At 52.6% G+C, this 20,440-nt stretch carries 39 protein-coding genes; 8 read left to right on the top strand and 31 right to left on the bottom strand.

From position 1 onward, the window contains the following. Positions 1-19: 19 nt before the first annotated feature. The 9 genes from ACODR9_RS04120 to ACODR9_RS04080 all read right to left on the bottom strand — a co-directional run bounded on the left by ACODR9_RS04120 (position 20) and on the right by ACODR9_RS04080 (position 5,194). Positions 20-415 carry a hypothetical protein gene (locus tag ACODR9_RS04120; RefSeq protein WP_488807758.1) on the bottom strand — a complete coding sequence of 132 codons (396 nt, stop codon included), beginning with the start codon at positions 413-415 and terminating at the stop codon, positions 20-22. After that, complete coding sequence (locus ACODR9_RS04115; protein ID WP_488807757.1) at positions 415-1,503, bottom strand: ATP-binding protein; 1,089 nt, start codon at positions 1,501-1,503, stop codon at positions 415-417. Before ACODR9_RS04115 ends, ACODR9_RS04120 begins: the two co-directional genes overlap by 1 nt. A gap of 238 nt (positions 1,504-1,741) precedes the next feature. Further along, positions 1,742-2,155, bottom strand: a complete 414-nt coding sequence (locus ACODR9_RS04110; RefSeq protein ID WP_488807756.1) for a hypothetical protein — start codon at positions 2,153-2,155, stop codon at positions 1,742-1,744. Beyond that, positions 2,152-2,451, bottom strand: a complete 300-nt coding sequence (locus ACODR9_RS04105; protein ID WP_488807755.1) for a hypothetical protein — start codon at positions 2,449-2,451, stop codon at positions 2,152-2,154. The genes ACODR9_RS04110 and ACODR9_RS04105 overlap by 4 nt, the downstream gene beginning before the upstream one ends. Then, on the bottom strand, positions 2,441-2,989 hold the full coding sequence (locus ACODR9_RS04100) for a hypothetical protein (RefSeq protein WP_488807754.1): 549 nt from the start codon (positions 2,987-2,989) through the stop codon (positions 2,441-2,443). Before ACODR9_RS04100 ends, ACODR9_RS04105 begins: the two co-directional genes overlap by 11 nt. After that, a complete protein-coding gene (locus ACODR9_RS04095; protein ID WP_488807753.1) occupies positions 2,982-3,506 on the bottom strand; it encodes a hypothetical protein in 525 nt (174 codons plus the stop codon). Before ACODR9_RS04095 ends, ACODR9_RS04100 begins: the two co-directional genes overlap by 8 nt. Positions 3,507-3,702: 196 nt before the next feature. Continuing rightward, on the bottom strand, positions 3,703-3,978 hold the full coding sequence (locus tag ACODR9_RS04090) for a hypothetical protein (RefSeq protein WP_488807752.1): 276 nt from the start codon (positions 3,976-3,978) through the stop codon (positions 3,703-3,705). 502 nt (positions 3,979-4,480) lie between these two features. Continuing rightward, entirely contained in the window at positions 4,481-4,939 is a 459-nt protein-coding gene (locus ACODR9_RS04085; protein ID WP_488807751.1) for a hypothetical protein, read from the bottom strand. A 15-nt stretch (positions 4,940-4,954) separates the two neighbouring features. Continuing rightward, positions 4,955-5,194 carry an Arc family DNA-binding protein gene (locus tag ACODR9_RS04080; protein ID WP_488807750.1) on the bottom strand — a complete coding sequence of 80 codons (240 nt, stop codon included), beginning with the start codon at positions 5,192-5,194 and terminating at the stop codon, positions 4,955-4,957. Between ACODR9_RS04080 and ACODR9_RS04075 the strand changes: the two genes are divergently transcribed. Next, positions 5,177-5,611, top strand: a complete 435-nt coding sequence (locus ACODR9_RS04075; RefSeq protein WP_488807749.1) for a hypothetical protein — start codon at positions 5,177-5,179, stop codon at positions 5,609-5,611. The two genes, ACODR9_RS04080 and ACODR9_RS04075, sit on opposite strands and share 18 nt — an antisense overlap. Before the next feature lie 27 nt (positions 5,612-5,638). Here the strand turns inward: ACODR9_RS04075 and ACODR9_RS04070 are convergent, their stop codons facing one another. The 9 genes from ACODR9_RS04070 to ACODR9_RS04030 form a co-directional block, all read right to left on the bottom strand. Beyond that, positions 5,639-5,824, bottom strand: a complete 186-nt coding sequence (locus ACODR9_RS04070) for a hypothetical protein (protein WP_488807748.1) — start codon at positions 5,822-5,824, stop codon at positions 5,639-5,641. Between the two features lie 161 nt (positions 5,825-5,985). Then, complete coding sequence (locus ACODR9_RS04065; RefSeq protein WP_488807747.1) at positions 5,986-7,308, bottom strand: HipA domain-containing protein; 1,323 nt, start codon at positions 7,306-7,308, stop codon at positions 5,986-5,988. Then, entirely contained in the window at positions 7,301-7,570 is a 270-nt protein-coding gene (locus ACODR9_RS04060) for a helix-turn-helix domain-containing protein (RefSeq protein WP_488807746.1), read from the bottom strand. The genes ACODR9_RS04065 and ACODR9_RS04060 overlap by 8 nt, the downstream gene beginning before the upstream one ends. A gap of 207 nt (positions 7,571-7,777) precedes the next feature. Next, a complete protein-coding gene (locus ACODR9_RS04055) occupies positions 7,778-8,008 on the bottom strand; it encodes a hypothetical protein (RefSeq protein WP_488807745.1) in 231 nt (76 codons plus the stop codon). A gap of 10 nt (positions 8,009-8,018) precedes the next feature. Next, on the bottom strand, positions 8,019-8,246 hold the full coding sequence (locus ACODR9_RS04050) for a hypothetical protein (protein WP_488807744.1): 228 nt from the start codon (positions 8,244-8,246) through the stop codon (positions 8,019-8,021). A gap of 72 nt (positions 8,247-8,318) precedes the next feature. Then, the gene (locus tag ACODR9_RS04045) at positions 8,319-8,570 is read right to left on the bottom strand and encodes a hypothetical protein (protein WP_488807743.1); all 252 of its coding nucleotides are present in this window, start codon (positions 8,568-8,570) and stop codon (positions 8,319-8,321) included. A gap of 54 nt (positions 8,571-8,624) precedes the next feature. Beyond that, positions 8,625-8,864 carry a hypothetical protein gene (locus ACODR9_RS04040; protein ID WP_488807742.1) on the bottom strand — a complete coding sequence of 80 codons (240 nt, stop codon included), beginning with the start codon at positions 8,862-8,864 and terminating at the stop codon, positions 8,625-8,627. A 163-nt stretch (positions 8,865-9,027) separates the two neighbouring features. Next, complete coding sequence (locus ACODR9_RS04035; RefSeq protein ID WP_488807741.1) at positions 9,028-9,558, bottom strand: hypothetical protein; 531 nt, start codon at positions 9,556-9,558, stop codon at positions 9,028-9,030. 27 nt (positions 9,559-9,585) lie between these two features. Continuing rightward, positions 9,586-10,173: a hypothetical protein gene (locus ACODR9_RS04030; protein WP_488807740.1), complete on the bottom strand. Its 588-nt coding sequence runs from the start codon at positions 10,171-10,173 to the stop codon at positions 9,586-9,588. A 446-nt stretch (positions 10,174-10,619) separates the two neighbouring features. On the opposite strand from ACODR9_RS04030, the gene ACODR9_RS04025 reads away from it, so the two are divergent. The 7 genes from ACODR9_RS04025 to ACODR9_RS03995 all read left to right on the top strand — a co-directional run bounded on the left by ACODR9_RS04025 (position 10,620) and on the right by ACODR9_RS03995 (position 13,620). Continuing rightward, positions 10,620-10,745, top strand: a complete 126-nt coding sequence (locus tag ACODR9_RS04025) for a hypothetical protein (protein WP_488807739.1) — start codon at positions 10,620-10,622, stop codon at positions 10,743-10,745. Positions 10,746-10,748: 3 nt separating this feature from the next. Continuing rightward, positions 10,749-10,955: a hypothetical protein gene (locus ACODR9_RS04020; protein ID WP_488807738.1), complete on the top strand. Its 207-nt coding sequence runs from the start codon at positions 10,749-10,751 to the stop codon at positions 10,953-10,955. Next, positions 10,955-11,653, top strand: a complete 699-nt coding sequence (locus ACODR9_RS04015; RefSeq protein ID WP_488807737.1) for a hypothetical protein — start codon at positions 10,955-10,957, stop codon at positions 11,651-11,653. The genes ACODR9_RS04020 and ACODR9_RS04015 overlap by 1 nt, the downstream gene beginning before the upstream one ends. Then, positions 11,650-12,018 (top strand): hypothetical protein, encoded by a 369-nt coding sequence (locus tag ACODR9_RS04010; RefSeq protein ID WP_488807736.1) that lies wholly within the window; start codon positions 11,650-11,652, stop codon positions 12,016-12,018. The genes ACODR9_RS04015 and ACODR9_RS04010 overlap by 4 nt, the downstream gene beginning before the upstream one ends. A 71-nt stretch (positions 12,019-12,089) precedes the next feature. Further along, positions 12,090-12,311 carry a hypothetical protein gene (locus ACODR9_RS04005; protein ID WP_488807735.1) on the top strand — a complete coding sequence of 74 codons (222 nt, stop codon included), beginning with the start codon at positions 12,090-12,092 and terminating at the stop codon, positions 12,309-12,311. A gap of 157 nt (positions 12,312-12,468) precedes the next feature. Beyond that, complete coding sequence (locus tag ACODR9_RS04000) at positions 12,469-13,140, top strand: hypothetical protein (RefSeq protein WP_488807734.1); 672 nt, start codon at positions 12,469-12,471, stop codon at positions 13,138-13,140. Between the two features lie 33 nt (positions 13,141-13,173). Continuing rightward, entirely contained in the window at positions 13,174-13,620 is a 447-nt protein-coding gene (locus tag ACODR9_RS03995) for a hypothetical protein (RefSeq protein ID WP_488807733.1), read from the top strand. A gap of 1 nt (position 13,621) precedes the next feature. On the opposite strand, the gene ACODR9_RS03990 is transcribed toward ACODR9_RS03995, so the two are convergent. From ACODR9_RS03990 to ACODR9_RS03930, 13 genes are all read right to left on the bottom strand, one after another. Continuing rightward, complete coding sequence (locus ACODR9_RS03990) at positions 13,622-13,813, bottom strand: hypothetical protein (RefSeq protein ID WP_488807732.1); 192 nt, start codon at positions 13,811-13,813, stop codon at positions 13,622-13,624. 25 nt (positions 13,814-13,838) lie between these two features. After that, the gene (locus tag ACODR9_RS03985; protein WP_488807731.1) at positions 13,839-14,414 is read right to left on the bottom strand and encodes a hypothetical protein; all 576 of its coding nucleotides are present in this window, start codon (positions 14,412-14,414) and stop codon (positions 13,839-13,841) included. Between the two features lie 17 nt (positions 14,415-14,431). After that, positions 14,432-14,773: a hypothetical protein gene (locus tag ACODR9_RS03980; protein ID WP_488807730.1), complete on the bottom strand. Its 342-nt coding sequence runs from the start codon at positions 14,771-14,773 to the stop codon at positions 14,432-14,434. Positions 14,774-14,787: 14 nt separating this feature from the next. After that, positions 14,788-15,024: a hypothetical protein gene (locus ACODR9_RS03975; protein ID WP_488807729.1), complete on the bottom strand. Its 237-nt coding sequence runs from the start codon at positions 15,022-15,024 to the stop codon at positions 14,788-14,790. A 46-nt stretch (positions 15,025-15,070) separates the two neighbouring features. Continuing rightward, on the bottom strand, positions 15,071-15,505 hold the full coding sequence (locus ACODR9_RS03970; RefSeq protein ID WP_488807728.1) for a hypothetical protein: 435 nt from the start codon (positions 15,503-15,505) through the stop codon (positions 15,071-15,073). A gap of 69 nt (positions 15,506-15,574) precedes the next feature. After that, entirely contained in the window at positions 15,575-16,006 is a 432-nt protein-coding gene (locus ACODR9_RS03965) for a hypothetical protein (RefSeq protein ID WP_488807727.1), read from the bottom strand. A 28-nt stretch (positions 16,007-16,034) separates the two neighbouring features. Next, positions 16,035-16,370, bottom strand: a complete 336-nt coding sequence (locus tag ACODR9_RS03960) for a hypothetical protein (protein ID WP_488807726.1) — start codon at positions 16,368-16,370, stop codon at positions 16,035-16,037. 72 nt (positions 16,371-16,442) lie between these two features. Beyond that, positions 16,443-16,640: a hypothetical protein gene (locus ACODR9_RS03955; RefSeq protein WP_488807725.1), complete on the bottom strand. Its 198-nt coding sequence runs from the start codon at positions 16,638-16,640 to the stop codon at positions 16,443-16,445. A gap of 1,326 nt (positions 16,641-17,966) precedes the next feature. Then, entirely contained in the window at positions 17,967-18,500 is a 534-nt protein-coding gene (pilV, locus tag ACODR9_RS03950) for a shufflon system plasmid conjugative transfer pilus tip adhesin PilV (RefSeq protein WP_488807724.1), read from the bottom strand. A 663-nt stretch (positions 18,501-19,163) separates the two neighbouring features. Then, the gene (locus tag ACODR9_RS03945) at positions 19,164-19,448 is read right to left on the bottom strand and encodes a hypothetical protein (protein WP_488807723.1); all 285 of its coding nucleotides are present in this window, start codon (positions 19,446-19,448) and stop codon (positions 19,164-19,166) included. A gap of 51 nt (positions 19,449-19,499) precedes the next feature. Next, positions 19,500-19,781 (bottom strand): hypothetical protein, encoded by a 282-nt coding sequence (locus ACODR9_RS03940; RefSeq protein ID WP_488807722.1) that lies wholly within the window; start codon positions 19,779-19,781, stop codon positions 19,500-19,502. Between the two features lie 103 nt (positions 19,782-19,884). Continuing rightward, positions 19,885-20,124, bottom strand: a complete 240-nt coding sequence (locus tag ACODR9_RS03935) for a hypothetical protein (RefSeq protein WP_488807721.1) — start codon at positions 20,122-20,124, stop codon at positions 19,885-19,887. Positions 20,125-20,129: 5 nt separating this feature from the next. Then, the gene (locus ACODR9_RS03930) at positions 20,130-20,333 is read right to left on the bottom strand and encodes a hypothetical protein (protein WP_488807720.1); all 204 of its coding nucleotides are present in this window, start codon (positions 20,331-20,333) and stop codon (positions 20,130-20,132) included. Positions 20,334-20,440 lie beyond the last annotated feature (107 nt).

The raw sequence follows: 20,440 nt of genomic DNA, 5'->3' as shown, positions 1-20,440 counted from the left end.
CAATAGCAGTGCATTCTGCTCATTCGGCCAATGCACGAATGAACCAAAGTACCACTCCCTGGCCTTTTTGCCGTATCTGCTTCACTGCTTCCTCAAACGATTCAGCGCGAAGATACATTCCACCAAAAGTCTGCCGCATTCGGCCACGCCCGATGGCAAGCCACTCAGTATCCACCTGGAGTGCCTGTGCTGCTCTGTTGAGATTATCTCCCTCAATCCTGGCAGACGGATTCTTTATCCACTTGTACACTGCGGCACGGAAAATTCCAATCTGAACGGCCAGCCAGTTGGCGGTGTGCGGTTTCCCGCTGTGCACTTCCAACGCGGTGAGGGCGATCTTGACCCGCTGCCCAATCGTATCAGTCGAACTATCCATGCTGACGGTTTCCGCTTCTTGCCTCTGATCTTCCGACATTAGATATCACCCGAAGTCTGCTGGGCTTGTGTGAGCCATTCATCAAGCAGCGGCACCAAACGCTGGTACTCGCCGTGGCCAGTACGCTGAACAAGGCTTTTGTTTACCAGTCGCTTGATTGCCTGCTGGGCTGTTCCCCGGGTAAAGCCCTGGTGTTCATACAGCGCCAGCGACTCATCAGAGAACAAGTCCTTCCCTTCCAGCAATCGGAGATAAACGACCCGATCAGCATTGTTTAATTCCTGCCACAACCGTTCACAATAACCATCGTTTCCAGTCAGATCCTCCTTCATACGCTCCCAGAGCGCACCCCAGTCATCAGTATCTTGCAGCACCATCTGCTGCACCAAACCCGACAATATCTGAGCATTTCGGCCAACCTTATCAAACACAGACCACAGATCATGAGCATCGACCTTTTTGCCGGTGATGCGGGTATGAATGGAGGTCAGGTGTTCGATGTAGCCGAACTCCAGCGGAGGGAAGTCTTGCACAGTGGCAAAGCTGTAGAACGGTGCCTTCTCGTCCTGGAATAGTCGCTGCAGGTCGGCCTGAGAAGAACCGGTAAAGACGACATGAATCGTTGGCGGGGCCATGTCCAGAAGTGTTCTAAGACTGGCCGCAAACGTCGCGAAGTAACTTGAGGTTGCAAGGTGCTGGATTTCGTCCAGAATGATCAGGCCTGGCTTGCCATTCAGGTGCTTTATCCATTCATTGAAAAGATTGGCAGCTATCGACAGCTCAGAAGGCAGCGCGGCTTTGGGCCGGTCGGCTCTTTCGATCTCGACGCTGGCTTCAATCCCTGCGCTGAATCCCACCTTGAACTTCGGCTTCCAGACGCCCTCAGGAATTGCGCTCTGCAGCGCTCGGATGAAGCCAAGGTGCGGCTGATCCTTGTTCTCCCAGAACGAGGCATAGATAGTACTGATGCCCCTCTCAACGGCCTGCGGTATCAAGTCCTGCTGCAGATACTCGGTCTTGCCAATCCGACGCCGACCGAAGAAAACCAGCCGGGGAATGTTGTTGTCGAATAGCATTTCAAGGTGCCGCACGGCCATCTGAGTGCGTGAGTAGTGCCAGTTGATCATTCGCTTCACTTATACATAGAGTGTATATATTGCAATATACACCAAAGATGTATAAGTCAATCCGTTTTCTTTGCTTTCGTAGCACCACCGCAGATCATGGCATCCGACGGGCAATCGTGACCTAGCCAACCCACTACCCCGTATTTACCCAGATCGACAGGCAACGAAAAACCCCGGTTTACTTGAGGTGAGCCGGGGTTGGTGCTGTTTGTTCGACGTACCGAAGATGCCTACTGTCTCAGGCCGATGAATCCTGGAACAAGGTGGCCTTACCCTTGATTGCCCCTATGGCATCCATGGCCTCTTGCAAACGAACAGTCCCGGCCCAACTCTCGAACGTCTTCTTGGCATTGCGCACGCCCCGTTCTGGCCGGTCCTCGGTGTACTCCCCAAATGCTTCCAGAAGATCCGATGCAGCCTGTGCAATTTCAGATGGAGTGCCGACCTGGATGATGCGTCCAAGCTGGGAGAAGTGGTGCAATGCATCCGCGAGATACATAAGCTCGACTTGCTCTTGCTCGGGAGATGCGTTCCGGTGCAGATAGGATGACGGACTGCCATTCGAATAGGCGCTGTACATGCGGATAGCAATTGCAGTTTCGCCTGTGAAAACCATCAGTTTGACCAGCTCGGCGGTGAAATCCTGTGTCATCTTGCTTCCTTGCAGAGTGTATTGGAGAGTTGAGGCGCATACTTGGCAACGGCATCATCCTTCAGTGTGATGACGACCGGTCCATCCCGGAAATTGCCGGAAATTGAGCCGTGCAACTCCCCCACCTCACGCTTGGTGAGATTCTTCCACTTGGCAATCCACGCGTAATCACCAAAAAGCAGGCCTGACGGGAAACCTGCTGAAGACTGACCAACGGATATGCCATGCTCTCGACACCATGCTACAGCCGCATTCCTGGCATTCCACAGCCCTTCCTGGGTGAATTCAACACGCACTAGAATCCTCCTTGATTGCCCTGACTTCCCAGCCCATCTTGCGGCACACATCGATGGCTTTATCCTTCGTAGCCAAGCCATCTAGCCAGAACGCAGGATAGGCATCAGAGATGATGGCCCAAACAAAATCGCCCTTGCTGCTGTGGTCATCGCGCTGCTCAATCGTGACCGGGCCTGTGTCAAATGCGATCCGGACTGCATCCTCGTACTGATCAGGGCAACCACGCTTGAAGCGCCGGGCCCAAGCGGTTCGCCGTATCTCCGGGATAGTCCGTGGGATCAGTGGTCCGCCTGGCAGACTGTTCGCGGCATCAGCTATTGCCTTGCAATCCGCGCACCAATGCTCTCGCAGTTCCCCGCTGACGCCCCATGCTGACATGGGAACGCTGGTAGCCATGGTATCGGAGCCGCACAAGGCCTTGCCATTGATACCAACAAGGGACAGATGGTAATGCTGCTGGCTAGAGATGCCTTCCGTGACATGGTGCCGTAGTACATCAGTATTTGTATGCGCCTGCGAATTGATCGATTTAGTCATCCACCCTCGCTTCCGCTACAGCATCGCTAATTACGTTACCCGGTAACGGTAACGCATCATCAAACCAAGTGAATGCTGGTTGATCATCAACCACGTCAAAAACCACATAGCCTGTGCCTACCCAGTACAAGCCGGTATCTGCCTCGTTGGCCTTGTACCGTGCCACAAGAAGATCCTCTACCTGCGACCTCTTTTGCTCTGCACTCGGAGCGACAAATGCACTGCCAATACTGTAAAGGATGTCGCGACAGGCCTTTTCACCATGCCTGAAGTTGATGGACTTGATCGCAGCGTCCCAGCGATCCAGCCCGTTTCCCTTGGCCCCATTGGTATAGGGACGCCAGTCTTCAACACCAGCCTTGACCTTGGTTTGGGGTTCGCTCAGTGACAGGCCATACTCATGCATGCACATGCTGACGGCCTCGTCCTCGGTCATGTTCAAATCGGTGAAGTTATCGACGATATCCGAAAATCTTGCCAACAGGCCATCGGGCTGTTTGACGATTCGCCACCCCATGATCACTCACTCTCTGAATTGAAAACACTCATCTAAAGCGGGAATGTATCACCACCGTTCTATGGTGCAAATTAAACCGAAAAGCCACGCCATGCTGGCTGGGTGAGCCATCCTGATTAGCGGCCACACAAATAAAAAACCGCCCCAAGGACGGTCTGCTGTCCTATGGGGCGGATGGGTTGTATACGGTGATCGGTTAAGCCGGCAATACCGACTGGAAGTAAGTCGCCATATCGGTGTACGAACTGAAGTGGCTGGCAAAACGCTTCGTTGGAAACTTCTGGTAAAAAGCGTTGCCGTACGCCTCAAGTACAACCAAGTGCTGTGCCGAACAATGATTCGATTCAACTGACAATGCTATACCAGTCTTTCGCTTCAGTTGCTCAAACAAGGTCTCGACAGTGGAAGCTGCCGCGTTCTCAGCCTGAATCTTTGCAAGAGCAGGATGACTGATTTTCAGATTCGATTTCATGATTTGTACCTGAGAAGACTGGCGTACCCCATTTGGGGCAACACCAGCCTGGGTTAAAGAAGAGCACACACTTTTACTACATACCCTTCAATGCAAAGTGCTCGGCAACTACCTTGGCGTATTCCGCAATCTGCGTTTCGTCAAAGCAGAGGGGAACGTAGCTCCGCTGGGTTTGGTTTGAAGCCAGATTCCTGGCGTGGTTAAGCAGAACACCAAAATGGCATAAGACAAGATTATGCCCGGCCTGTTGGCCAGAGATGATCCATTGATGCCGAAATTGGGTTCGAAGGCTATCGAAACTGCACGTAGGCAGTAAGAGAGAGGTTGGTGACTGCAGGTAAGTGCGCAATGCGCATGCCGAATGGCAGTAAGAAACGCCAGTATACATCAAGGCCGCGGCTTAAGAAGCCCGCACTCGCATGAGGCCCTGGCTAACTGTCTGCAAGGCATTGTGCTTTACTTGCCAGACAAATAGACCGGGCGGGCTGCCCGGGTTGGATGTTCAGATTGTCCCGGCGGATATCACCGGGATATCATCCACATCAACAACTGACAGTTGCAGATGCTGCTGGCCATCTCGCAGGGCAATGAAGGTGAATAGGTCTTCACTCACTCCGTCTGCATTGCCTGTCTGAAGGAAGTTCACAAACCACGCGCCCAGATCAGGCCGGTCTACGAAATAGCTGCGAACACGGGAGTACACAATCTCGTCCTCCGTACCGATCGTGCCACCCTTCAGGAAACGCTTCTTTTCCAACTCAGTCTGAAAGAAGAAACGTTCCGCAAATGATCCGTTCGCCGAATCATCAAGCACAAAATCTCGAAACAGTTCTTCGTGGACATACACCTGCAAGACGTAGGCTTCTATTGCCGAAGCCTGATCGGGTGCAATGACCAGTTTGGCGCCTGGGTCCGTGATGGAATCGCCGGCCGGGGATATGAGAAATCTCTTTGATGTCATAATCAACCCAAGGGCTTAAAGCTTAATATTGAGCGCTTCGTAGATAGGGGCAAGCGCCGACTGCAATTGCTCAGATACGATCTGACGAACACGATCTTCCGTGAGTTCTTCTATGGGTGCCTCAAAACTGGCTTTGAGCCTGGCTACCAACTCGGCATTCGCTGAGGTGCGGCCATTTTCTTTCGCTGCTTTTTCTATCTGTTCATGCAGCGGAATCGGCATGCGCCATTGCGATCGGTGAATTCCATCGTTCATTTGTGGTTCCTCAATCAAATTACACATCAGCAGCTGCGTGTTGCTGAACACTTGGCTGCTGAACTTCGCACATCAAGCGATATTGTTGTTGATGCACCCACAGACAAGTGCAACTGTTTTCTTCTGGATGCCCAGCTCATCGGCGTACACGGCAAGCTGACTCGCCAGCTCGATCTTCTGGTCTACCCATGCGTTTGCAAGAGCCGGCCGGATGCGGTGTTAGGCAGCAAGTTTCAACAATTAATTGCGCCCTGGCCTCTGAACTTCGCCCATGACAGACATCTGGTGGCACTCACCCGGTCCCGAACAGAAGGTCAGGCCAAAGGTCGGTGCCACCTCCCATATGCCGGCTCGACTCATGAAGAGAGGCTCGTATTAATCAAGATGTTTACAGTTAAGTCAGCTTTGTGGTTTTAACTGTAAACAACTTTACAGGCTGGCAGATCACGCAGACTGTTTGGCGGCTTCGGCTGCTTTCTCGGCAGCAATGATCGCCTGGCAGGCAGGGCAATCCGGATCACGCGTCTGTGCGCCTTCTATTTTGTCCGGACACATGCCCATATAGACATGCTCCACTTGACCGACTGCTACAGCAACCAGATTGGCGATTATCTCTTGAGTGACGGGCATTTCTTGGCTTCCTTGAAAAGGTTTTGAGTTAGCCCAGCGTGCCTGATAGGCCCGGCAAGTCAAACCCTGAAATCCCCGGCGAGGCTGGCAAGCCTAAACTCAGGCCAATGGTGTCTAACCACGCTCAAATCAGGCCCATCGCCTGCGGCACCGAGTGCCGGCTAATTCACTGCACTGGACATCGACAATTCACTGCCGACCCGTTTCAGCATTTCATTGATCGGCAAGAAAAGAATTGAACGAACCTGGCGCATGGAACCCGCAATGTATGTGGCCGGCACGTCACCCTGGGCAAGGCGATCAGACAAGATTTGTAATGCTGCCGGTATTGCAGCCTCAAGACGGGCAATGAACTGGTCAACCCTATTTTTAGCGACTCGCTGCGGAAGGCCAAATTGCACGCCAAGTTCCTCAAGGTCTTCTCTGGACTGGATGTCGGCATAGACTTGCTTGTCTGCCCACGTTGTCGGAAGACTCCGACCGGCCCATGCGGCCCCATGGCCAGCGTAGATGGCTGTGCTCAGCAGATCATAGAACGGAGCCAGCCGGTAGCTACCGGCCTGAGCGAGCACAGAAACATTCTTGAGGTGGGCATCATCATTGGCCACCATCATGTTGAACATCATCCACTCGAAGATGACTATCTTCGCCGGGATAGGTGTCAAGCAAGCATTCGCGATATTGCCCAACTGACCAAGCGTGCACTGCCGGTATTTCGCGGTACGGTCCAAGCCAAGCAACTGGCACCCATCAAGCGCATGCAGACGCACTGGATGACCATCACTCTGGGTGCGGTCGAAGCGCTCAATAATGTAGACCGCTTCCGGCACAAACCGTAGCGTGACAGTCGGAACTGGTAACCCGACACACTTGGCCAGCGTCATCACGAACCACTCGTTAATCACGGAATGGGGAAAGTTATCCTTGTCTGGATGCTCGGGCTTGAGAATGTGCGTTGAGGGCTGGTTAGCGTCAGGCTGATATAGCTGGCCATCGACAAGGTTAATGGCCATTTTGTGCTGAGCACCTGCGAGGGACATCCGCTTCTCTGTCCGGCTGGCAAGCGACACGGCAGGCAATCCACGAATCCACTCTGACAGGGTCTGATCGGCCAGTGGCTTCAATCCCCCTGCAACATGAGGAAGGTAGTTGTCCGGGAGCAGTGTGAGAGAGCCAGCTGATTCCGCACCAAAATGCCGCAGCAGGCCAAAGGCATCCTCATCAACCAGATTGGCATCCCTGGCAATCAACGTGCGGGCCATTTCCTCCGGAAGAAGGTTATCGAAGAACCATTGCACAGGACGTTTGCTGGCACCATCAAGATGCTCATCGACCTGGAGAGGCAACGACGGTGAAATGGGGAATCGTCGTGCATCAGACAGCCATGCCTGCTCGTACTGCAAAGCCCAGATGGAATTGCGCTCAACCAGCCTGGCAATCAGTACATCATTCCAGAACACATTGAGGAACCGATTTTCAGTCATCCCCATACTCCGGGAGTATCAGCACTGGTTTGATGTTGAGCGCGGCAAGGACCTTGAGAACGAGGTCCAGCCGCACCCCGCCCTTCCCCTTTTCAAGTTGATTGATGAAAGTGATACCGACACCGGCGAATTCGGCGAGATCCAACTGGGTGAGGTTTTGCTTACGACGTGTACTTGCAATCGCTGCGCCCAATCCGGCAACGTCAGAAAACGAGACCCGTTTTGGCTCAACTGGAGTTGTATTCTGACTGACACTGACCATGGACCATCCCCACAAAAAATCGCTAAATTTATGCATTCGCATAATAGGCCACGCAAAACGCACTCGCGAGGTCTTAATTTATGCGAACAAATAAATTAGCACATTTCACGCATAAGAAAACGCAATCTTTATGCGAATGCATAAAGCGCAATGAAAAGGATAGGATTGGCAACATAGTCTGAGGTGCCCTAAGACCAGCACAGGCATTCAATGCGTTGCAACTGCAGCGGCCTCGTCTGTTGCAGAGCAAAGACCTGCTGGCCAGAAGTCCAGCCCACGGGAGTCCTTGATATCCAGTACCAGCGCAACCGAATCCCCGCAGTAGCCCCATACCCCGGATATCACGTCCAGCAAGACACCGGTGCCGGTTTCATCCCGGTAATTCTTGGCACTCACCTGCTTTCCGATCAGCGCCGTCCAATATTCTCTCTTGGCCATGCGATGCCCCTCAGACCGTTGCTGTGATTGCGTCCAGCGTCTTCTGCGCCTCAGCTGCAGCCTGCTCAGCAGATAAGGTGCCGGCGGCAACAGCGACCAGTGATGTTCTCATCGCTTCAAGCAATTCCGACGCACGCTGATGAAAGCGCTCACTGGCCCATGTGCCATCGTGCAGATGGCTGTGTTTAACATGGAAAGTTTGTACTTCTTCGAATCGGGTAGCCATTTCTAAATCCATTCCGGCTCCCTGCCGGCCCGGGCGGCTTAGGCCGCGATTTATGCTTGGTTGATGCTTGTGAGAGTTGCCGGCTTACTCAAAGTCGTAGTCAGCATCATCCGGCCAAACGACTTCATCCAGCCCTGCCAGCGCGATCTGGATCTGCGCCTGGGCTTCAAGCAACTTGCGGCGAAGCGGGGCACCCCTGTCGTGATAGATGCCGCAGCCATTCATGCTGACGCTGCCGGAAAGAGCGGCGTGGGCTTGATTCCACGCCGTATGCACCTTGTCGCAGCCCTTCTCCGCCGCTCTGATCCTGGCCTTCGCCTCTTGCTTAGTGGACATGCTGAACTACTCCTTTTCTATGGAATGCGACACACCCTCGTAGGATACGCAAGTTCAGTTGAAATACTGAGGCCAACGTTTGGCAAGCTCGGAAGGATCGCCGCCCGCCTGGCTATGCAACCCGGCCAAACGCTCGAATACCGTTTCTGCCGGGGTGAGCCATACAGTATCGGTGGCATGCTTCTGCAAGTCATCCATGGCCAGAAGAATGGCCGCCTGAACGCTCTGAGGGGTGGGATAGGAGGCAGGCCACGGAAGTGACGCGATATCTACCGGCTTTGCTTGTTCGGCCATTCGGGCACCATTTGTTGAACTCAATCAAATTCAAACAGAGTGCCCTAATTCAGCACAAATGCAAGCCTCTCCCGTTGAGGATACGTATCAGGATTAGCAAATAACGCCTTCTAGGATGCTGCACCGTATTGAAACTACAGTCAGTTGATAAGGATTCAGTATTTTAATCGACTGGATTATTACTTAATCTCTGACCAGTAACAAGCTGTGCCAAATGTTTAGCCTGCTCGGCAGAAGCCGAAGGGTCACACATCAATATAGCCGGCGACTTAAGTGTACTGCGAATCTGGATAACACCCTCAACATTATCATTAACAATCAAAGCCAAGTTATCACCGATATGCTCATCACTGAATTGCTGAAGTAGCGCATCCTTATCGGGACGAATGAATATATGCACACCAAATCCGTTGCCGCACTCAGACGAATTATTTGTTATTGACGCTCCTAAAATATCGTTATTTGTAATAATCGGCTTGAGCGCTACAAAAATCAACGATTGGTCCTCATCATTTCGTACCCATTTTGTCTGGTACATTGAAGCCTGAGCATCGAATGAAGCAAGCTTAAACTCAACCTTAGAAGTATTTGCAACAGAATTAACTCGAAATTGAATTTCCGGAGGACCTGCAAAGACCTTAAAGCATGAGACAAGCAGCGCACCAGCACACAAAGCAGTTATTAAGTATTTCATAGAATTGAAAAACAATAAGGTTGATCATCATTCATTATCAGGCAACCAACGTACCCAAGACTCATTGCTGGTATACACGGGAATAACCAAGAAAATAATGCCACCACCGGAAACGGACTCTCGCATCACAAGGGCTCCATCGTTGGTCTTAGAAAAATTCCGATATGTGGCATTTTCCCTACCAAAAGCGCCATCGCCAACCATTACTCTTCCCGGAATCTCAAAAACAAGCTCGCCATCTTTGCACTGAAAGTCTTTGCCTTGACGGAGTTCGAAAGAGTTACCTCGTCCATCACCGCGTTTCGGGTAATAAATCTGGAGACGCCCTTCTCGAACGCCATCGAACTCGACAGCCGGCAGATCACGAGTTAATGATCTACCCGGGATGTTTGGTACAGGAAGCTTGTTGTACAACGACTCACATTGGTTCGGCTTGCAATCTACATCATCAACCTGATATCGCCCCGTCAGATCAGGACATACCTGTTGACTTGTGATCGCGGGAGACCAATTAGAGGGGTATGGCTGCGAATTGACTGAGCATCCGCACAAAAGCAATGCCGCAACCGGCATGCACAGAAGAGATTGATAGGTCTGACACAAGCTAAGAGTCATAGGCCATTCCGGATGATGTGATGTGGCAGGTGCTTCACAAATACCCTGACATGAAAGATGTACATCGAAATTACGAAAAGTTCGCTATACGCATGAACAGTACAGTGCATTCCGCCAGATGCTGATTATGACGGAGCTTTGTTTATGATTACAGACTTATTGCTGGCCTTAATGTTCTTGGTAGCCTTCGCCACTGCTGTTTGGAGTGTTCTGACTCGCAGTTTAGCGATGGCCATTCTCCTTCTAGCTGAACTACTCATTACCGTCGCGCTGCAAGCATGCTGGGCTTAAAGTTAGTTTCAGCCCCATTCGCAGTTTGGATGGGGCTGTGTAAATTCACTCTCTAGCCATCATTTCCCACTCGACTTGCATCTTTCGGACTCTGTTATAGGATGACCCAAAATTCATTCCTGCTGGAAACACCAGCTATGATCGAGGAGATGCATATGCCCCAACTGATTTTGAGGGTAACACTGAAAAAGTGGCGCAAGGGCGACCGCTGGGAGCTGCCGCCGGCAGTGATGCGCGAGTTCGGCAAATACATGGGTGCAAACCCGCAAGTGGACGCGTAAGGCATGGGCGAATCAAAGCGAAAGCTGCTCATGGTGGCCGGCGGCAATCCCGCATGCGCGGCCCAGATGCTCATCGTCGAGGCAACGCGCAACATTCAGGACATTCAAGCGCACATCTCGCCCCGGGTAACCTGCAAGGGACCAAAGATGGCATCGAGCCGGAATGCCTCCGGTGCCCAGTGGAAGCAAGAACGAAGAGGCCGGAAATAATGGCGGATGCCGAATTTGACATTGAGGCCTGCCGGGCGGCCTACATTGAGTCGGAATGCCCTGGCATCACGTCCTGGGAGAATCTTTCACTGACTGAGCAAACCATCCATTACCCCATCTTCCAGAAAGGCTACAAGGCAGCACTTGCAGCCATGAGTGTGGTCCCCTGCGGCGAACAGACCCCGACTCCCCCACTCCGCTTGCCGGTGACTCATATTGGCCGGACTGTCGATGAAATCGAGGCACATGCCTGGCCCTTTATCCACGAACAGGCACAGTCGGTCCCTCCCCTCCATGGCAGGATCGAAACTTACGGGTACGAGCGCGGCAATGGGGGCGTAATCGCTCTATGGGATGGGAAAACCATTCGTGGGCTTGCCGTGACCGTGCGTGACCAGCTTAATCGTACTGTGTGCGTGTGCATGGCATCGAATGGAGGACCGGATCAACCCGGTGACTCACCCGCAGATGTAGACCCTGCGAACGTGCCCGGTATCCCTCTGGTACTGGAAGACGCTGATGAGCTGAAGGGCTGGGAAATGGGCCTTGATAGCATCATCGAAAAATGTGTCATATGTGGGCAGCGTACCCGGCACTGGCACAAGGCCTCGAACTCCCCTGTTTGTCCCGAGTGCGGCAAATCCCACTCAGTAGCGGAATTGCTGGCCATCGTGAAAAAACCGAGACATAAGAAATGACCAATTGCGAATACCAGTTGTACAACGCACTACAAGCCCTGGTGCTGGCCGTAGAACAGTCAGATTCTGCATCGACCAGTTCCGGCCTCGCTATTGCCATCGCCGATGCGAATCAAGCTTTAGCAGTACACAAACCTGCTGGTGGTAATGCGCCCCTGACTGGTGCCGATAGCCAGCCAGCCGTGGCTGTAGCTGAGCAGCGCCTGAACTCGCTCTTCGAAGCGAAGGATGCTGCCTATGCTATTCGCCAACAGGTTCAAGTTGCGATGGGGAGTGCCGCTTCTCGCCTGACAGAAAACATGCAGAAGTTGGAAGAGATGGCTCTTGGGCTTGATATCCAGTTGCGTGCCGCGATCCGGCAATAACCTAGAGCACCATGATGCACTGGATAAGATTTTACAACTATGACCACTACTGAACCCTCTGAGGAAAAATCATGACACCAAGCCAACATCAGGCGGCAACGAAGCTTGAAGAGGCGCTGAAAGCATGTGCATCGGCGAAGCTGGGCGTCTACATCTATGACAGCAGCGTGATGGTTTGCCCGACAGACGTAAATGACCCGCGTTGGCAGGATAGCCCTATGGAGGTTTGCGATGACATTGGGCGGACGCTGCATATACCAAGACTGGTGTGTGATGGCGGGGCAGGCTGTTAAGGCAGTACATGCAAGCGTTGTGCAGTAGCAAAGAACTTTGTAATTAACAAATTCGGTAGAACCCCATGCAGTTGCAGCAGAGATGGTTCAGGCTCCCGAATTGCAACCTGCTACGAATGCAAACGTCGCGCCGAGAAAAGGAAAGGACAAAAGCTCGATGAGCCAGCACGGACTCCCTAATGCACACTTCGCAATTGTTCGCGAACCGTTCGAACACTCCCCCGGGGTGTATCACTGTCCGCTGAATGTTCGCCGGCATGATGGCACGCGAACCGGCCACTTCATCATTGGCGTTGGCCAAACACCGGAACTCGCGAAAGCGGATGCGCTCCAGCAAGCACAAATAGCCATCACCGGGCCAGCCGTGGTGCCTGACACCCAGTCAGCAGCTGATGGCGAGTGTCCACGCTGCAGGACGCCCCTGGTGCCCGGGAAGGCATTTTTCTCCATCCACCAGATCGTGCGCGCCGGATGGGATTGCCCTACGAAGAATGCCACCCTGCAAGACTGCATGAAGTGCCCTGGTTGTGGCTACAGCGAAACCATCGAACCCAGATGGCCAGTCATTGGGCATGTTCATGAACACCGCGACCGTCGCCGACCGGCCGCTGAGCTGGAAGACATCGAAATCGTGGCCTACATCGTACGGCTTTGTCGCGGTGCCGGCGTCACCACGGCCACCCGGATTCTTGATGATGCCCGAAAAGCCTTCCCCGGCATCTCTGAAGAACGCCTGCGGCATTGCGCTGCTGACGCCGCTGAGCGCCTGCTGAAGCAAGGCGGGTACGACCGACCACGATCTGCATACCGACCCGGCAGGATTGCATAGCACCAGCCCGTAGGTGCAAGACACGGAATCAACATGGCCATACACACCACCGCACAGGCGCTGTCCGCCTTCTCCCCTCCTGACCTGGTGGGCAAATATATTCTTGGCCCCGGTCCAAACGAATGCGAGCCTTGCGGCTGGCCAGCCCAGATCATCGCCACTACCAAGACGACGGTTCGCGCTGTTCACATGTGCCGGAGTAGCTGGGAGGAAGCGGCAGGCGTCCACGTACCGGGGCTGGAACCTGAAACCGAAGTGGTTTCGTTCCAGCTGAGGCGCATTCGGTATGTTTGTGATACCGCAGAAGAGGCGCAGGGCCTATTCTTGCAGTCAGAGATTGCCGGCATGCGGCTGATGATCGCCAAAGCAGAGTTGGAAGCGGCATTCAGGGCCGAAGCCCTGGCCGTATTACCCTGTCCGGCCGACCAGCTGAGCATGCTTACCGACTGGAGGGTTAGGAAGCGGGAGTTGCGGATCTAGCTCAATCGTCACTGCTGGTGTCTCGACTGTCGCGGCCCAGCAGGAATTCAAGGCCGATGACGGCGAGAATGATGTATTTGAGCTTCCAGATCACCCAAAGCACACCGGTTATCGCCAGCGCGATGAACAATGGAATGTGCAGGACAATATGCAGCACGGCAATGATGCCGAGCATGAACACAAAACCAAACATGGTTTTTCTCTTTCAAGGTTGATGTTTACAGAGTAGGCGTCTGAAGCCACTCGGTAGAAGATGGTGCCATTGCCCTGGAATTCACCAGCATGACCTGGTGGCCGGATAGAAAGGCACTTTTGACGAACGCGAAGTCTTCGTCACTAGCCCGGCTGTTGGCAATCACCAGCAGTTCCGGATCTCGCCGCAGTGATGTCCCAAGCACGGCACGGTAGTTGTCTGCATCAAACTCACGCCGATCAACGCCCAGCACTTTGATGCTATCGAAGCTACTCTTCCCCCCACCCTTAACCTCCCCCTGCGATTGCGCCGTCTCGCCCGGCCAAGGCCGTGGAAACCCCGAGGATGGATTGAGTGCCATAGGCAGGCACCGGCCTTCGGTCAGTGGCACTGCATCGGCAAGCTCGCACAGAAAGTCATCCTGGGCTTGCAGCCACCCGACCACCCATGGATGTTTTGATACGAAGTTGGGTGCCTTGTCGCGCAACAACTCAAGCAACTCGCGATTCTCATCAATCCGCTTGAATACACCACCGCTCACCCAACCCATAATTCGGCGCACATGAGCCACGAGTTGGTGATTCTGAAAAAAGTTGAACATGGATATCCTAATTCTGCTTAAGGGGTGCCTGCGTCTGCAGACATCGTAATTTCCGTGCCGGCGCGTGTTGGCACGATGAACTCAACGTTCCGGTGTTCACACTGCGCGATGAATTCCTCCTCGCTGAAAGCGGAGACATAGCCGATGCCCCGGGCGGTAATCTGGAAGAACTCCTCTTCCCGGTGGAGACTGTATTGGGTCTGGCCTACATCCCGTACAACGGCGGCAGTGCGAATGGTGTAGTCAACGATGCAAATGATGTTCGCCTGGCGCGCAAGCATGGCAAGTTGCTTGTAGTCTTTCGAGCTGACGTACTCAGCCAATTCCAGAACTTCGGGCCTATTCTCTGTTTGGACCATGGAACATCCTGTATTCAGCAATTGTCCGACACGGCCGCAGTGCCACTCTCGGTGAGCAGCACGCGGTACTTGATGATTCTGTACTTCTGACTAGCGTTGAATGGTTCGCTCCAGATGACCCAGCCACCGGCCTCCAGCTTGTCCAGCATCTCCCAGCCGATGCGCTTTGGTGATCTGACCGCGACAGGGCTCGATGCGGCTGTGCGTTCAATCCGGCCCCCCTGGGCCAACCAGTCGAGCCAGAAGAGCATTGCCTTGCTCGGTTTGCACGCTGGCGTTTGCATTGCCGACCCCCGGTTATAAGCGGTCTGTCATGGCAAAATTCAGACTAATCAATGCAATCATGCCAAGCCAAACTGCTACCACCACCCACCCCAAAACCAGCGCCATGAGGACATGGACCATCACTAGACCAAATATACCGAGTTGCAATTCGTACTTCTCCACCAGAGCTTTCTGCTTCCGATTAAGGCTTTGGAAAGTACGAAACATAAATCCAGTCTCGTTGCTTGAAATGCGCAACAGCTTTTCCCTCAGCCTGGCAACAATAAAATCGACAATCTGCCATACCACGCACACAATAATCACGATGCCGGATGCGCAAAGAACAATCTTGGGAATCAATGGGTATGCTGCAAATCCCATTGGATGGGCTGAGACTTCAATGACCAGCGTCACTACGAATGGAACGACACCAAAGAAGACAAGCAAGTATTCAAGGTAGATCGACAAGTACTCACTCCTATTGGAATTCAATGGCGCAAAGCCAACACGAACTTCTACTGTTGAATAACTGAATCTCTAAATCGTGCCAAGGCCTCTCAAGTCGCCCAACAGAATAAGAACGAGAATGCATCGGAACGGAGCGGCTGTGCCGAACGCAACCATATGTGCAATGGGAGACCAAAGGCCAGCCCTGGTCGTAGATCCAAACATATCAAAGTGAAACTTGTCAGCCCGAGCATCAATAGGTAATGTCACAGCAGAGTTTTCCAGTAGCAGCACAGCCAGCGCAGACAAACCAATGGAGAGGACCACAAGACAGATAACAAGCATAGAGTGCTGAATCAGTAGAACGGCAAGAAGCGCAACCCAGCTTAAAAACTGGGTCAAGCCGACACCATCTATTTCGCGGGTATTGAAGGGCACAGCAACGTCGAAGTTGCCCGCTAGATATCCTGCACGGATTTTCTTGTCTGAAATACTGCGTATCCAGTCGCGAATCTTGCTCATTAAGCCCTACCTTTTGTGTGAGCGACAGCTATTGCCCGCTGGCCAGAAGGCAATTCCGGAGCGAATGATCATCTTCGCGGACACCAACATACTCCAGCATTTGCAGCAGTACCGCCCTGGCGAAGTCTGAGGCTGCTTCTTTGGCATCCTCGACAGATGCAAATGCCTGGGGATGGGCGAAGTCGAGGTAGGTCAGCTCATACGTCTGGCCATCGTCGTTAATGCACACCAGCATTTCCTTGCCAGCATAGAGCGCTGCTTCAAGGCCCTCGGACCTCTTAAACCATGCGAACTGCTGTCGGCGCAGCGGGTGGATTTCCGACTCAAAACTGATCTTCGGCCTGATGCCTCGATATGCGCTCATGAAATGCGAACTCTCCATGTTTCTTGTTTTTGCCGGCGTCAGATGACCACGACACTCAAACTCATTGCGGGGCTATTCAAGGCCCATGTACTTGCGCGCCAGGCGCGCAGAATGGGCCGCGTTTTCTTGAATGCGCACAGTTAACCAGATGCTGCACGCACCCTGGGGTTTGTTGCGGTGTTCAACCATCGTTTTGTGCAAATATGCGCTATCGTTCTGCAGCCAGATTGCTGCCTCGATGTCTTCTTGCGTTACTTCTTTCTTATTCATCGTTAAAACCTTCTGCTCGGCGTTATTCAAAAATCCATCAAGCCGAATTCAGTCATCGAATTCGTGCACTGAAGCTACATGCAGAGCCGTTTTAAGAGCGGGCCGGATTGGATACCAACCTGCACACCTGCAGGATTTGAACCTGCGTTCTCCATTTCGGGCGTCCTTTCCCTAGACGATTACGCAAACGGGTGCGACCCCGATCTATGCGCTAGCAGGAATTGAACCTGCGCTTCCCTGTTTGGATGATCCTAACCACTAGATGAAGGTATGCCGGGCAAGTCGCCTTGCCCTGCGTGCCTGTCACGCTGCCGCTCTTGAAACGACTCTCGAATACAATCAAGTGTCTTCCTTGAGATGATGCGGACTAGATGCGAGTGAATATGCCCTACCCTGACGCAATGTCAAACGAACCGGGAAATAGCGAAGCGTGACGGGGGTGGTGACGGGCTAGCAATGTTCATGGCTACCGGAACTCATTCCAACTGGCAAGAAAACCTATCCCAGAGTGAGCACGGTAAGATCCTCCAATGGGTATAATTGCATTGCCGCAATCATAACCAGTCCCAGACGGTGATGCGCCAGACATTTTCCACACGTCAATTCCATTAACTGTCAATGTTGAGAAAGCAGTAGCACTCACTCCCATGCAAACTGCTATATAAATTGGACGGCTTTTTGTATTAGTGAAATTACTATCTAAGCTTCTTAATGCAGTAACATTTTGCCATGTCTGCCCATTGCCAAGACCCAAACCACTCCAAATGCCGTACTGGCAAAAGAGTAACGCTCCTGATCCATCAGAGTTATTTGCTATGGTTCCGGCTGTGTAAGATGTACAAGGGGTCCCCTCAGAAACTGAGAGTGTCAAGAGCAAGGTGTTGCCGGTTACGGTGGATGCAGATGTGATTGCTCCCGACGCATTCACATTTCCGGTCGCGGTAAGTGCGCCGGTGGATAACGTGCCGGGTACAGCCATGTTCCCGCTGCTGTCTACGGCCAAAGCCACCCATGCACTACTCGCCGCCTTCCATGCGTAAGCCCGGTAATCGGTCGTCTCTAGCCTGACATCGCCATCAGTATTCCCAGTCGATGGTAGCGTGCCATAACTGGTCACCTGGGATTTCCACGACCCGCCAGTTGCATTCCATGTATACGTACTGCCGCTTTGCACACACGAAAGCACATTGCCGGTCGAGTCTCGCGAGATGAAACCCAGATAGCCTGTGCAGTCCACCCCGGCGACCTTCGTTGAAAGACCGAGCGGAACATTCATGGCGTTGGCTGCGGTATTGCCGACATACGACCGATGCAGGAAGTCAGAAATCAGGTTGCCGCCGGAAAAATAAGCATCGTGACGAACTGGCCCATGGCGAGCGTCCCGGTACTGCAGGTCCCGTAACTGGCAGCATCTGCCAAGCTGATCGACCAACTCCCGCCTGTGCCTTTGATTGCACCCGTAGAATCGACAGCCCCACCAAGCGCCCCAATCAAATTGGCGATATGCGCAGACCGGTTATATGTGGTGGTGGCCCCGGTGCCCATGACCAGTGCAGAAAGCGTGTTGGTTGCCGGCTGGATGACCTTGACGCAGACAGTCTGGCCGAGTGTATTCGTTGGGGACATCCCCGAAGAGAGATAGCCACCAGAGACAAGTTGGGAAACCGTGACGGTAGCCGGAAAGCTCCCGGCCAGAATGGTGGCGTAGTTGTCCTGAATGTAATTCTGCGCAGCCTGGCTGATCAGGTTGTGGAACTGCGCGACGGTCACGTCTTGCTGCGAACGTGTCTGATCCCAAAGGTACGAACTGATGCCCACCAGCAGGGATGTAGAGATCACAAGAGCCAGCAAGACTTCCATTAGTGACATGCCGTCCTGTAGAAGTCGAGCTGGCCAAAATGCTGATTGCGGCTTGGGTTGAATACTGACTCGACCCTTTGAAACGACTTCTCGTCCGCGCACTTCAAACTCCCCAGATAATGATCAGGGAAGTTTGCGCGTGGAATTTCTCAACAATCTCATGGAAAAGACCGGGTAACTACCGGTTAAGGAAAACGATATCGCATCAACCGTGCCAAACCCAATAAGAAGGGGCCTCGATCGCTTGACGCCCCCTATTTTGTTTCTGCATATCTGATTACATCTCAATGCAGTATCAAATACTCCGTTCAGAGATTGGGTGGGATTGGCCTCACCGGGTCACAGCAGTGGGTAGGAAACTCCTCGCCTGCTGCACCCACCCGCGCCCCATAGTCGTACACCCAACTACCTGGTTCATCATCATCCGCTAAAGCCAATCGAGGCTCTTCCCAAGTGCGGGCCCAGAGCCAAAGCACCGCGCCACCTACCCACTCTTCGCCGTCGAGAAAATACCGCCACTGTGGTTGCATCAAACAGACACCCTAAATAAGTGAACCATTAAGTAAAAAGCTTGAAAGGATTTTACTATTGACTGCGAGAAAAAGAACAACATGCAGAATAAATAAATTACAAATGGCAGTGCCAGAGCAGAGCACAAGAGTGTTACCTTGCGGACTTTTTTGCGAGATCAATATTTTCTTGATCCATTTCTACTGCTCTTTGACTGAATTCTGATATCAAAAATAATACGGAAGACACCGCTATTGAAGTATAGCCAATTACCATGGCGCTACTTGCTGCCCACGGACTCACTGCCGTAAGAGAAGCGAAAAAATCAGGGCCTTTCGAAATCACGAAAACGACATGAGCCAGTACAGCTACTAAGCAAAATAGAATAAACCCAGCATACGTGGCAATCAATGGATTTGATGCGGTCGTTTGCAGCAAGCCATTCCCCGTATTTCCTATCAGCAGCTGTGCATTCGGTCTGAAATTTCTTCACCCAGCTAAAAAAGAAAAAACCAGCCTATAAACCATCATTACAAGAGCACATCCAACAATGGTCACCAGCACCGGTTTCCAGCCATTTGCAACACTGATACCGACCGAATTTATCACACAGCCAAAAATCATGGCGGTTAGACTTGCACCTGCGTCAAATGCATTAGTTTTGCCCAGCCCCATCACAAACTGCAGGCTCCAGAGACCCACAGCCAAAGCGACCATAATGGTGATCTTGCCAAAGCCTGGCCAACGCACATCACAATCTAAAATCTTCATTCGCAACTTGCCTTGTGCAGGTCTAAATCTAAGCCATAGAATCAGGCTCAACATAAATTACTGAACTTAGTTCCGCATCCAGTGATAGCATCTCAATGCAGGATCAAACACTGCGTTCATGATTTTCGCCGAAAGCCGCAACGAATTTCTCATGAAGCTCCGGCGATTGCTCTTCGAGCCATACAGACACTAGATCAAGCGCAGCCGCAGTGCCGGTTGCTACCGCTTTACGGTTCACCTCGGCCCTGCGCTCGACTTTGTCATCAATGTGCAGCGCCTGACCAATAGGGAGTTCATGAGCGGCCTGACGCTGCTCATCGGTGAGCGGTTTCCATGCTGACATTTCTGTTACAAGCCAAGCAGTGCCATGGTATTCCCATCCTGGGTTGCCACCAGACCACCATCAGGCAACTTGGCAATCAATACGGCCCCGACCCCGGGCGACTCAACGACCACCTCGTCACGAACTGACAAGGCGACTTTCAGTCGCATCTGGCCGCTGAGGACCGTATAGCCGCTGGCATCTTTCTTGAGCATCACCTGAATCTTCATTGCTACTGCTTTCTTGGTTTATTTGGGGTCGGTTGATAGTGCTGGGATGACTATGCAACTGCGGTTCCCATTGTCAAACCAACCGACCCATTCGCGCCCTGCTTTAG

Source organism: Aquitalea sp. FG25 (assembly GCF_057809375.1).
Note: the sequence above shows the minus strand (reverse complement) of the source record. Positions and strands in the feature narration are given on the sequence as shown.

Excerpts from the sequence above, each read along its gene's own strand:
- ACODR9_RS04120 (WP_488807758.1), bottom strand. The coding sequence starts at position 415 with ATGTCGGAAGATCAGAGGCAAGAAGCGGAAACCGTCAGCATGGATAGT.
- ACODR9_RS04115 (WP_488807757.1), bottom strand. The coding sequence starts at position 1,503 with ATGATCAACTGGCACTACTCACGCACTCAGATGGCCGTGCGGCACCTT.
- ACODR9_RS04110 (WP_488807756.1), bottom strand. The coding sequence starts at position 2,155 with ATGACACAGGATTTCACCGCCGAGCTGGTCAAACTGATGGTTTTCACA.
- ACODR9_RS04100 (WP_488807754.1), bottom strand. The coding sequence starts at position 2,989 with ATGACTAAATCGATCAATTCGCAGGCGCATACAAATACTGATGTACTA.
- ACODR9_RS04095 (WP_488807753.1), bottom strand. The coding sequence starts at position 3,506 with ATGGGGTGGCGAATCGTCAAACAGCCCGATGGCCTGTTGGCAAGATTT.
- ACODR9_RS04090 (WP_488807752.1), bottom strand. The coding sequence starts at position 3,978 with ATGAAATCGAATCTGAAAATCAGTCATCCTGCTCTTGCAAAGATTCAG.
- ACODR9_RS04085 (WP_488807751.1), bottom strand. The coding sequence starts at position 4,939 with ATGACATCAAAGAGATTTCTCATATCCCCGGCCGGCGATTCCATCACG.
- ACODR9_RS04080 (WP_488807750.1), bottom strand. The coding sequence starts at position 5,194 with ATGAACGATGGAATTCACCGATCGCAATGGCGCATGCCGATTCCGCTG.
- ACODR9_RS04070 (WP_488807748.1), bottom strand. The coding sequence starts at position 5,824 with ATGCCCGTCACTCAAGAGATAATCGCCAATCTGGTTGCTGTAGCAGTC.
- ACODR9_RS04065 (WP_488807747.1), bottom strand. The coding sequence starts at position 7,308 with ATGACTGAAAATCGGTTCCTCAATGTGTTCTGGAATGATGTACTGATT.
- ACODR9_RS04060 (WP_488807746.1), bottom strand. The coding sequence starts at position 7,570 with ATGGTCAGTGTCAGTCAGAATACAACTCCAGTTGAGCCAAAACGGGTC.
- ACODR9_RS04055 (WP_488807745.1), bottom strand. The coding sequence starts at position 8,008 with ATGGCCAAGAGAGAATATTGGACGGCGCTGATCGGAAAGCAGGTGAGT.
- ACODR9_RS04050 (WP_488807744.1), bottom strand. The coding sequence starts at position 8,246 with ATGGATTTAGAAATGGCTACCCGATTCGAAGAAGTACAAACTTTCCAT.
- ACODR9_RS04045 (WP_488807743.1), bottom strand. The coding sequence starts at position 8,570 with ATGTCCACTAAGCAAGAGGCGAAGGCCAGGATCAGAGCGGCGGAGAAG.
- ACODR9_RS04040 (WP_488807742.1), bottom strand. The coding sequence starts at position 8,864 with ATGGCCGAACAAGCAAAGCCGGTAGATATCGCGTCACTTCCGTGGCCT.
- ACODR9_RS04035 (WP_488807741.1), bottom strand. The coding sequence starts at position 9,558 with ATGAAATACTTAATAACTGCTTTGTGTGCTGGTGCGCTGCTTGTCTCA.
- ACODR9_RS04030 (WP_488807740.1), bottom strand. The coding sequence starts at position 10,173 with ATGACTCTTAGCTTGTGTCAGACCTATCAATCTCTTCTGTGCATGCCG.
- ACODR9_RS04025 (WP_488807739.1), top strand. The coding sequence starts at position 10,620 with ATGCCCCAACTGATTTTGAGGGTAACACTGAAAAAGTGGCGCAAGGGC.
- ACODR9_RS04020 (WP_488807738.1), top strand. The coding sequence starts at position 10,749 with ATGGGCGAATCAAAGCGAAAGCTGCTCATGGTGGCCGGCGGCAATCCC.
- ACODR9_RS04015 (WP_488807737.1), top strand. The coding sequence starts at position 10,955 with ATGGCGGATGCCGAATTTGACATTGAGGCCTGCCGGGCGGCCTACATT.
- ACODR9_RS04010 (WP_488807736.1), top strand. The coding sequence starts at position 11,650 with ATGACCAATTGCGAATACCAGTTGTACAACGCACTACAAGCCCTGGTG.
- ACODR9_RS04005 (WP_488807735.1), top strand. The coding sequence starts at position 12,090 with ATGACACCAAGCCAACATCAGGCGGCAACGAAGCTTGAAGAGGCGCTG.
- ACODR9_RS04000 (WP_488807734.1), top strand. The coding sequence starts at position 12,469 with ATGAGCCAGCACGGACTCCCTAATGCACACTTCGCAATTGTTCGCGAA.
- ACODR9_RS03995 (WP_488807733.1), top strand. The coding sequence starts at position 13,174 with ATGGCCATACACACCACCGCACAGGCGCTGTCCGCCTTCTCCCCTCCT.
- ACODR9_RS03990 (WP_488807732.1), bottom strand. The coding sequence starts at position 13,813 with ATGTTTGGTTTTGTGTTCATGCTCGGCATCATTGCCGTGCTGCATATT.
- ACODR9_RS03985 (WP_488807731.1), bottom strand. The coding sequence starts at position 14,414 with ATGTTCAACTTTTTTCAGAATCACCAACTCGTGGCTCATGTGCGCCGA.
- ACODR9_RS03980 (WP_488807730.1), bottom strand. The coding sequence starts at position 14,773 with ATGGTCCAAACAGAGAATAGGCCCGAAGTTCTGGAATTGGCTGAGTAC.
- ACODR9_RS03975 (WP_488807729.1), bottom strand. The coding sequence starts at position 15,024 with ATGCTCTTCTGGCTCGACTGGTTGGCCCAGGGGGGCCGGATTGAACGC.
- ACODR9_RS03965 (WP_488807727.1), bottom strand. The coding sequence starts at position 16,006 with ATGAGCAAGATTCGCGACTGGATACGCAGTATTTCAGACAAGAAAATC.
- ACODR9_RS03960 (WP_488807726.1), bottom strand. The coding sequence starts at position 16,370 with ATGAGCGCATATCGAGGCATCAGGCCGAAGATCAGTTTTGAGTCGGAA.
- ACODR9_RS03955 (WP_488807725.1), bottom strand. The coding sequence starts at position 16,640 with ATGAATAAGAAAGAAGTAACGCAAGAAGACATCGAGGCAGCAATCTGG.
- pilV (WP_488807724.1), bottom strand. The coding sequence starts at position 18,500 with ATGGAAGTCTTGCTGGCTCTTGTGATCTCTACATCCCTGCTGGTGGGC.
- ACODR9_RS03940 (WP_488807722.1), bottom strand. The coding sequence starts at position 19,781 with ATGAAGATTTTAGATTGTGATGTGCGTTGGCCAGGCTTTGGCAAGATC.
- ACODR9_RS03935 (WP_488807721.1), bottom strand. The coding sequence starts at position 20,124 with ATGTCAGCATGGAAACCGCTCACCGATGAGCAGCGTCAGGCCGCTCAT.
- ACODR9_RS03930 (WP_488807720.1), bottom strand. The coding sequence starts at position 20,333 with ATGAAGATTCAGGTGATGCTCAAGAAAGATGCCAGCGGCTATACGGTC.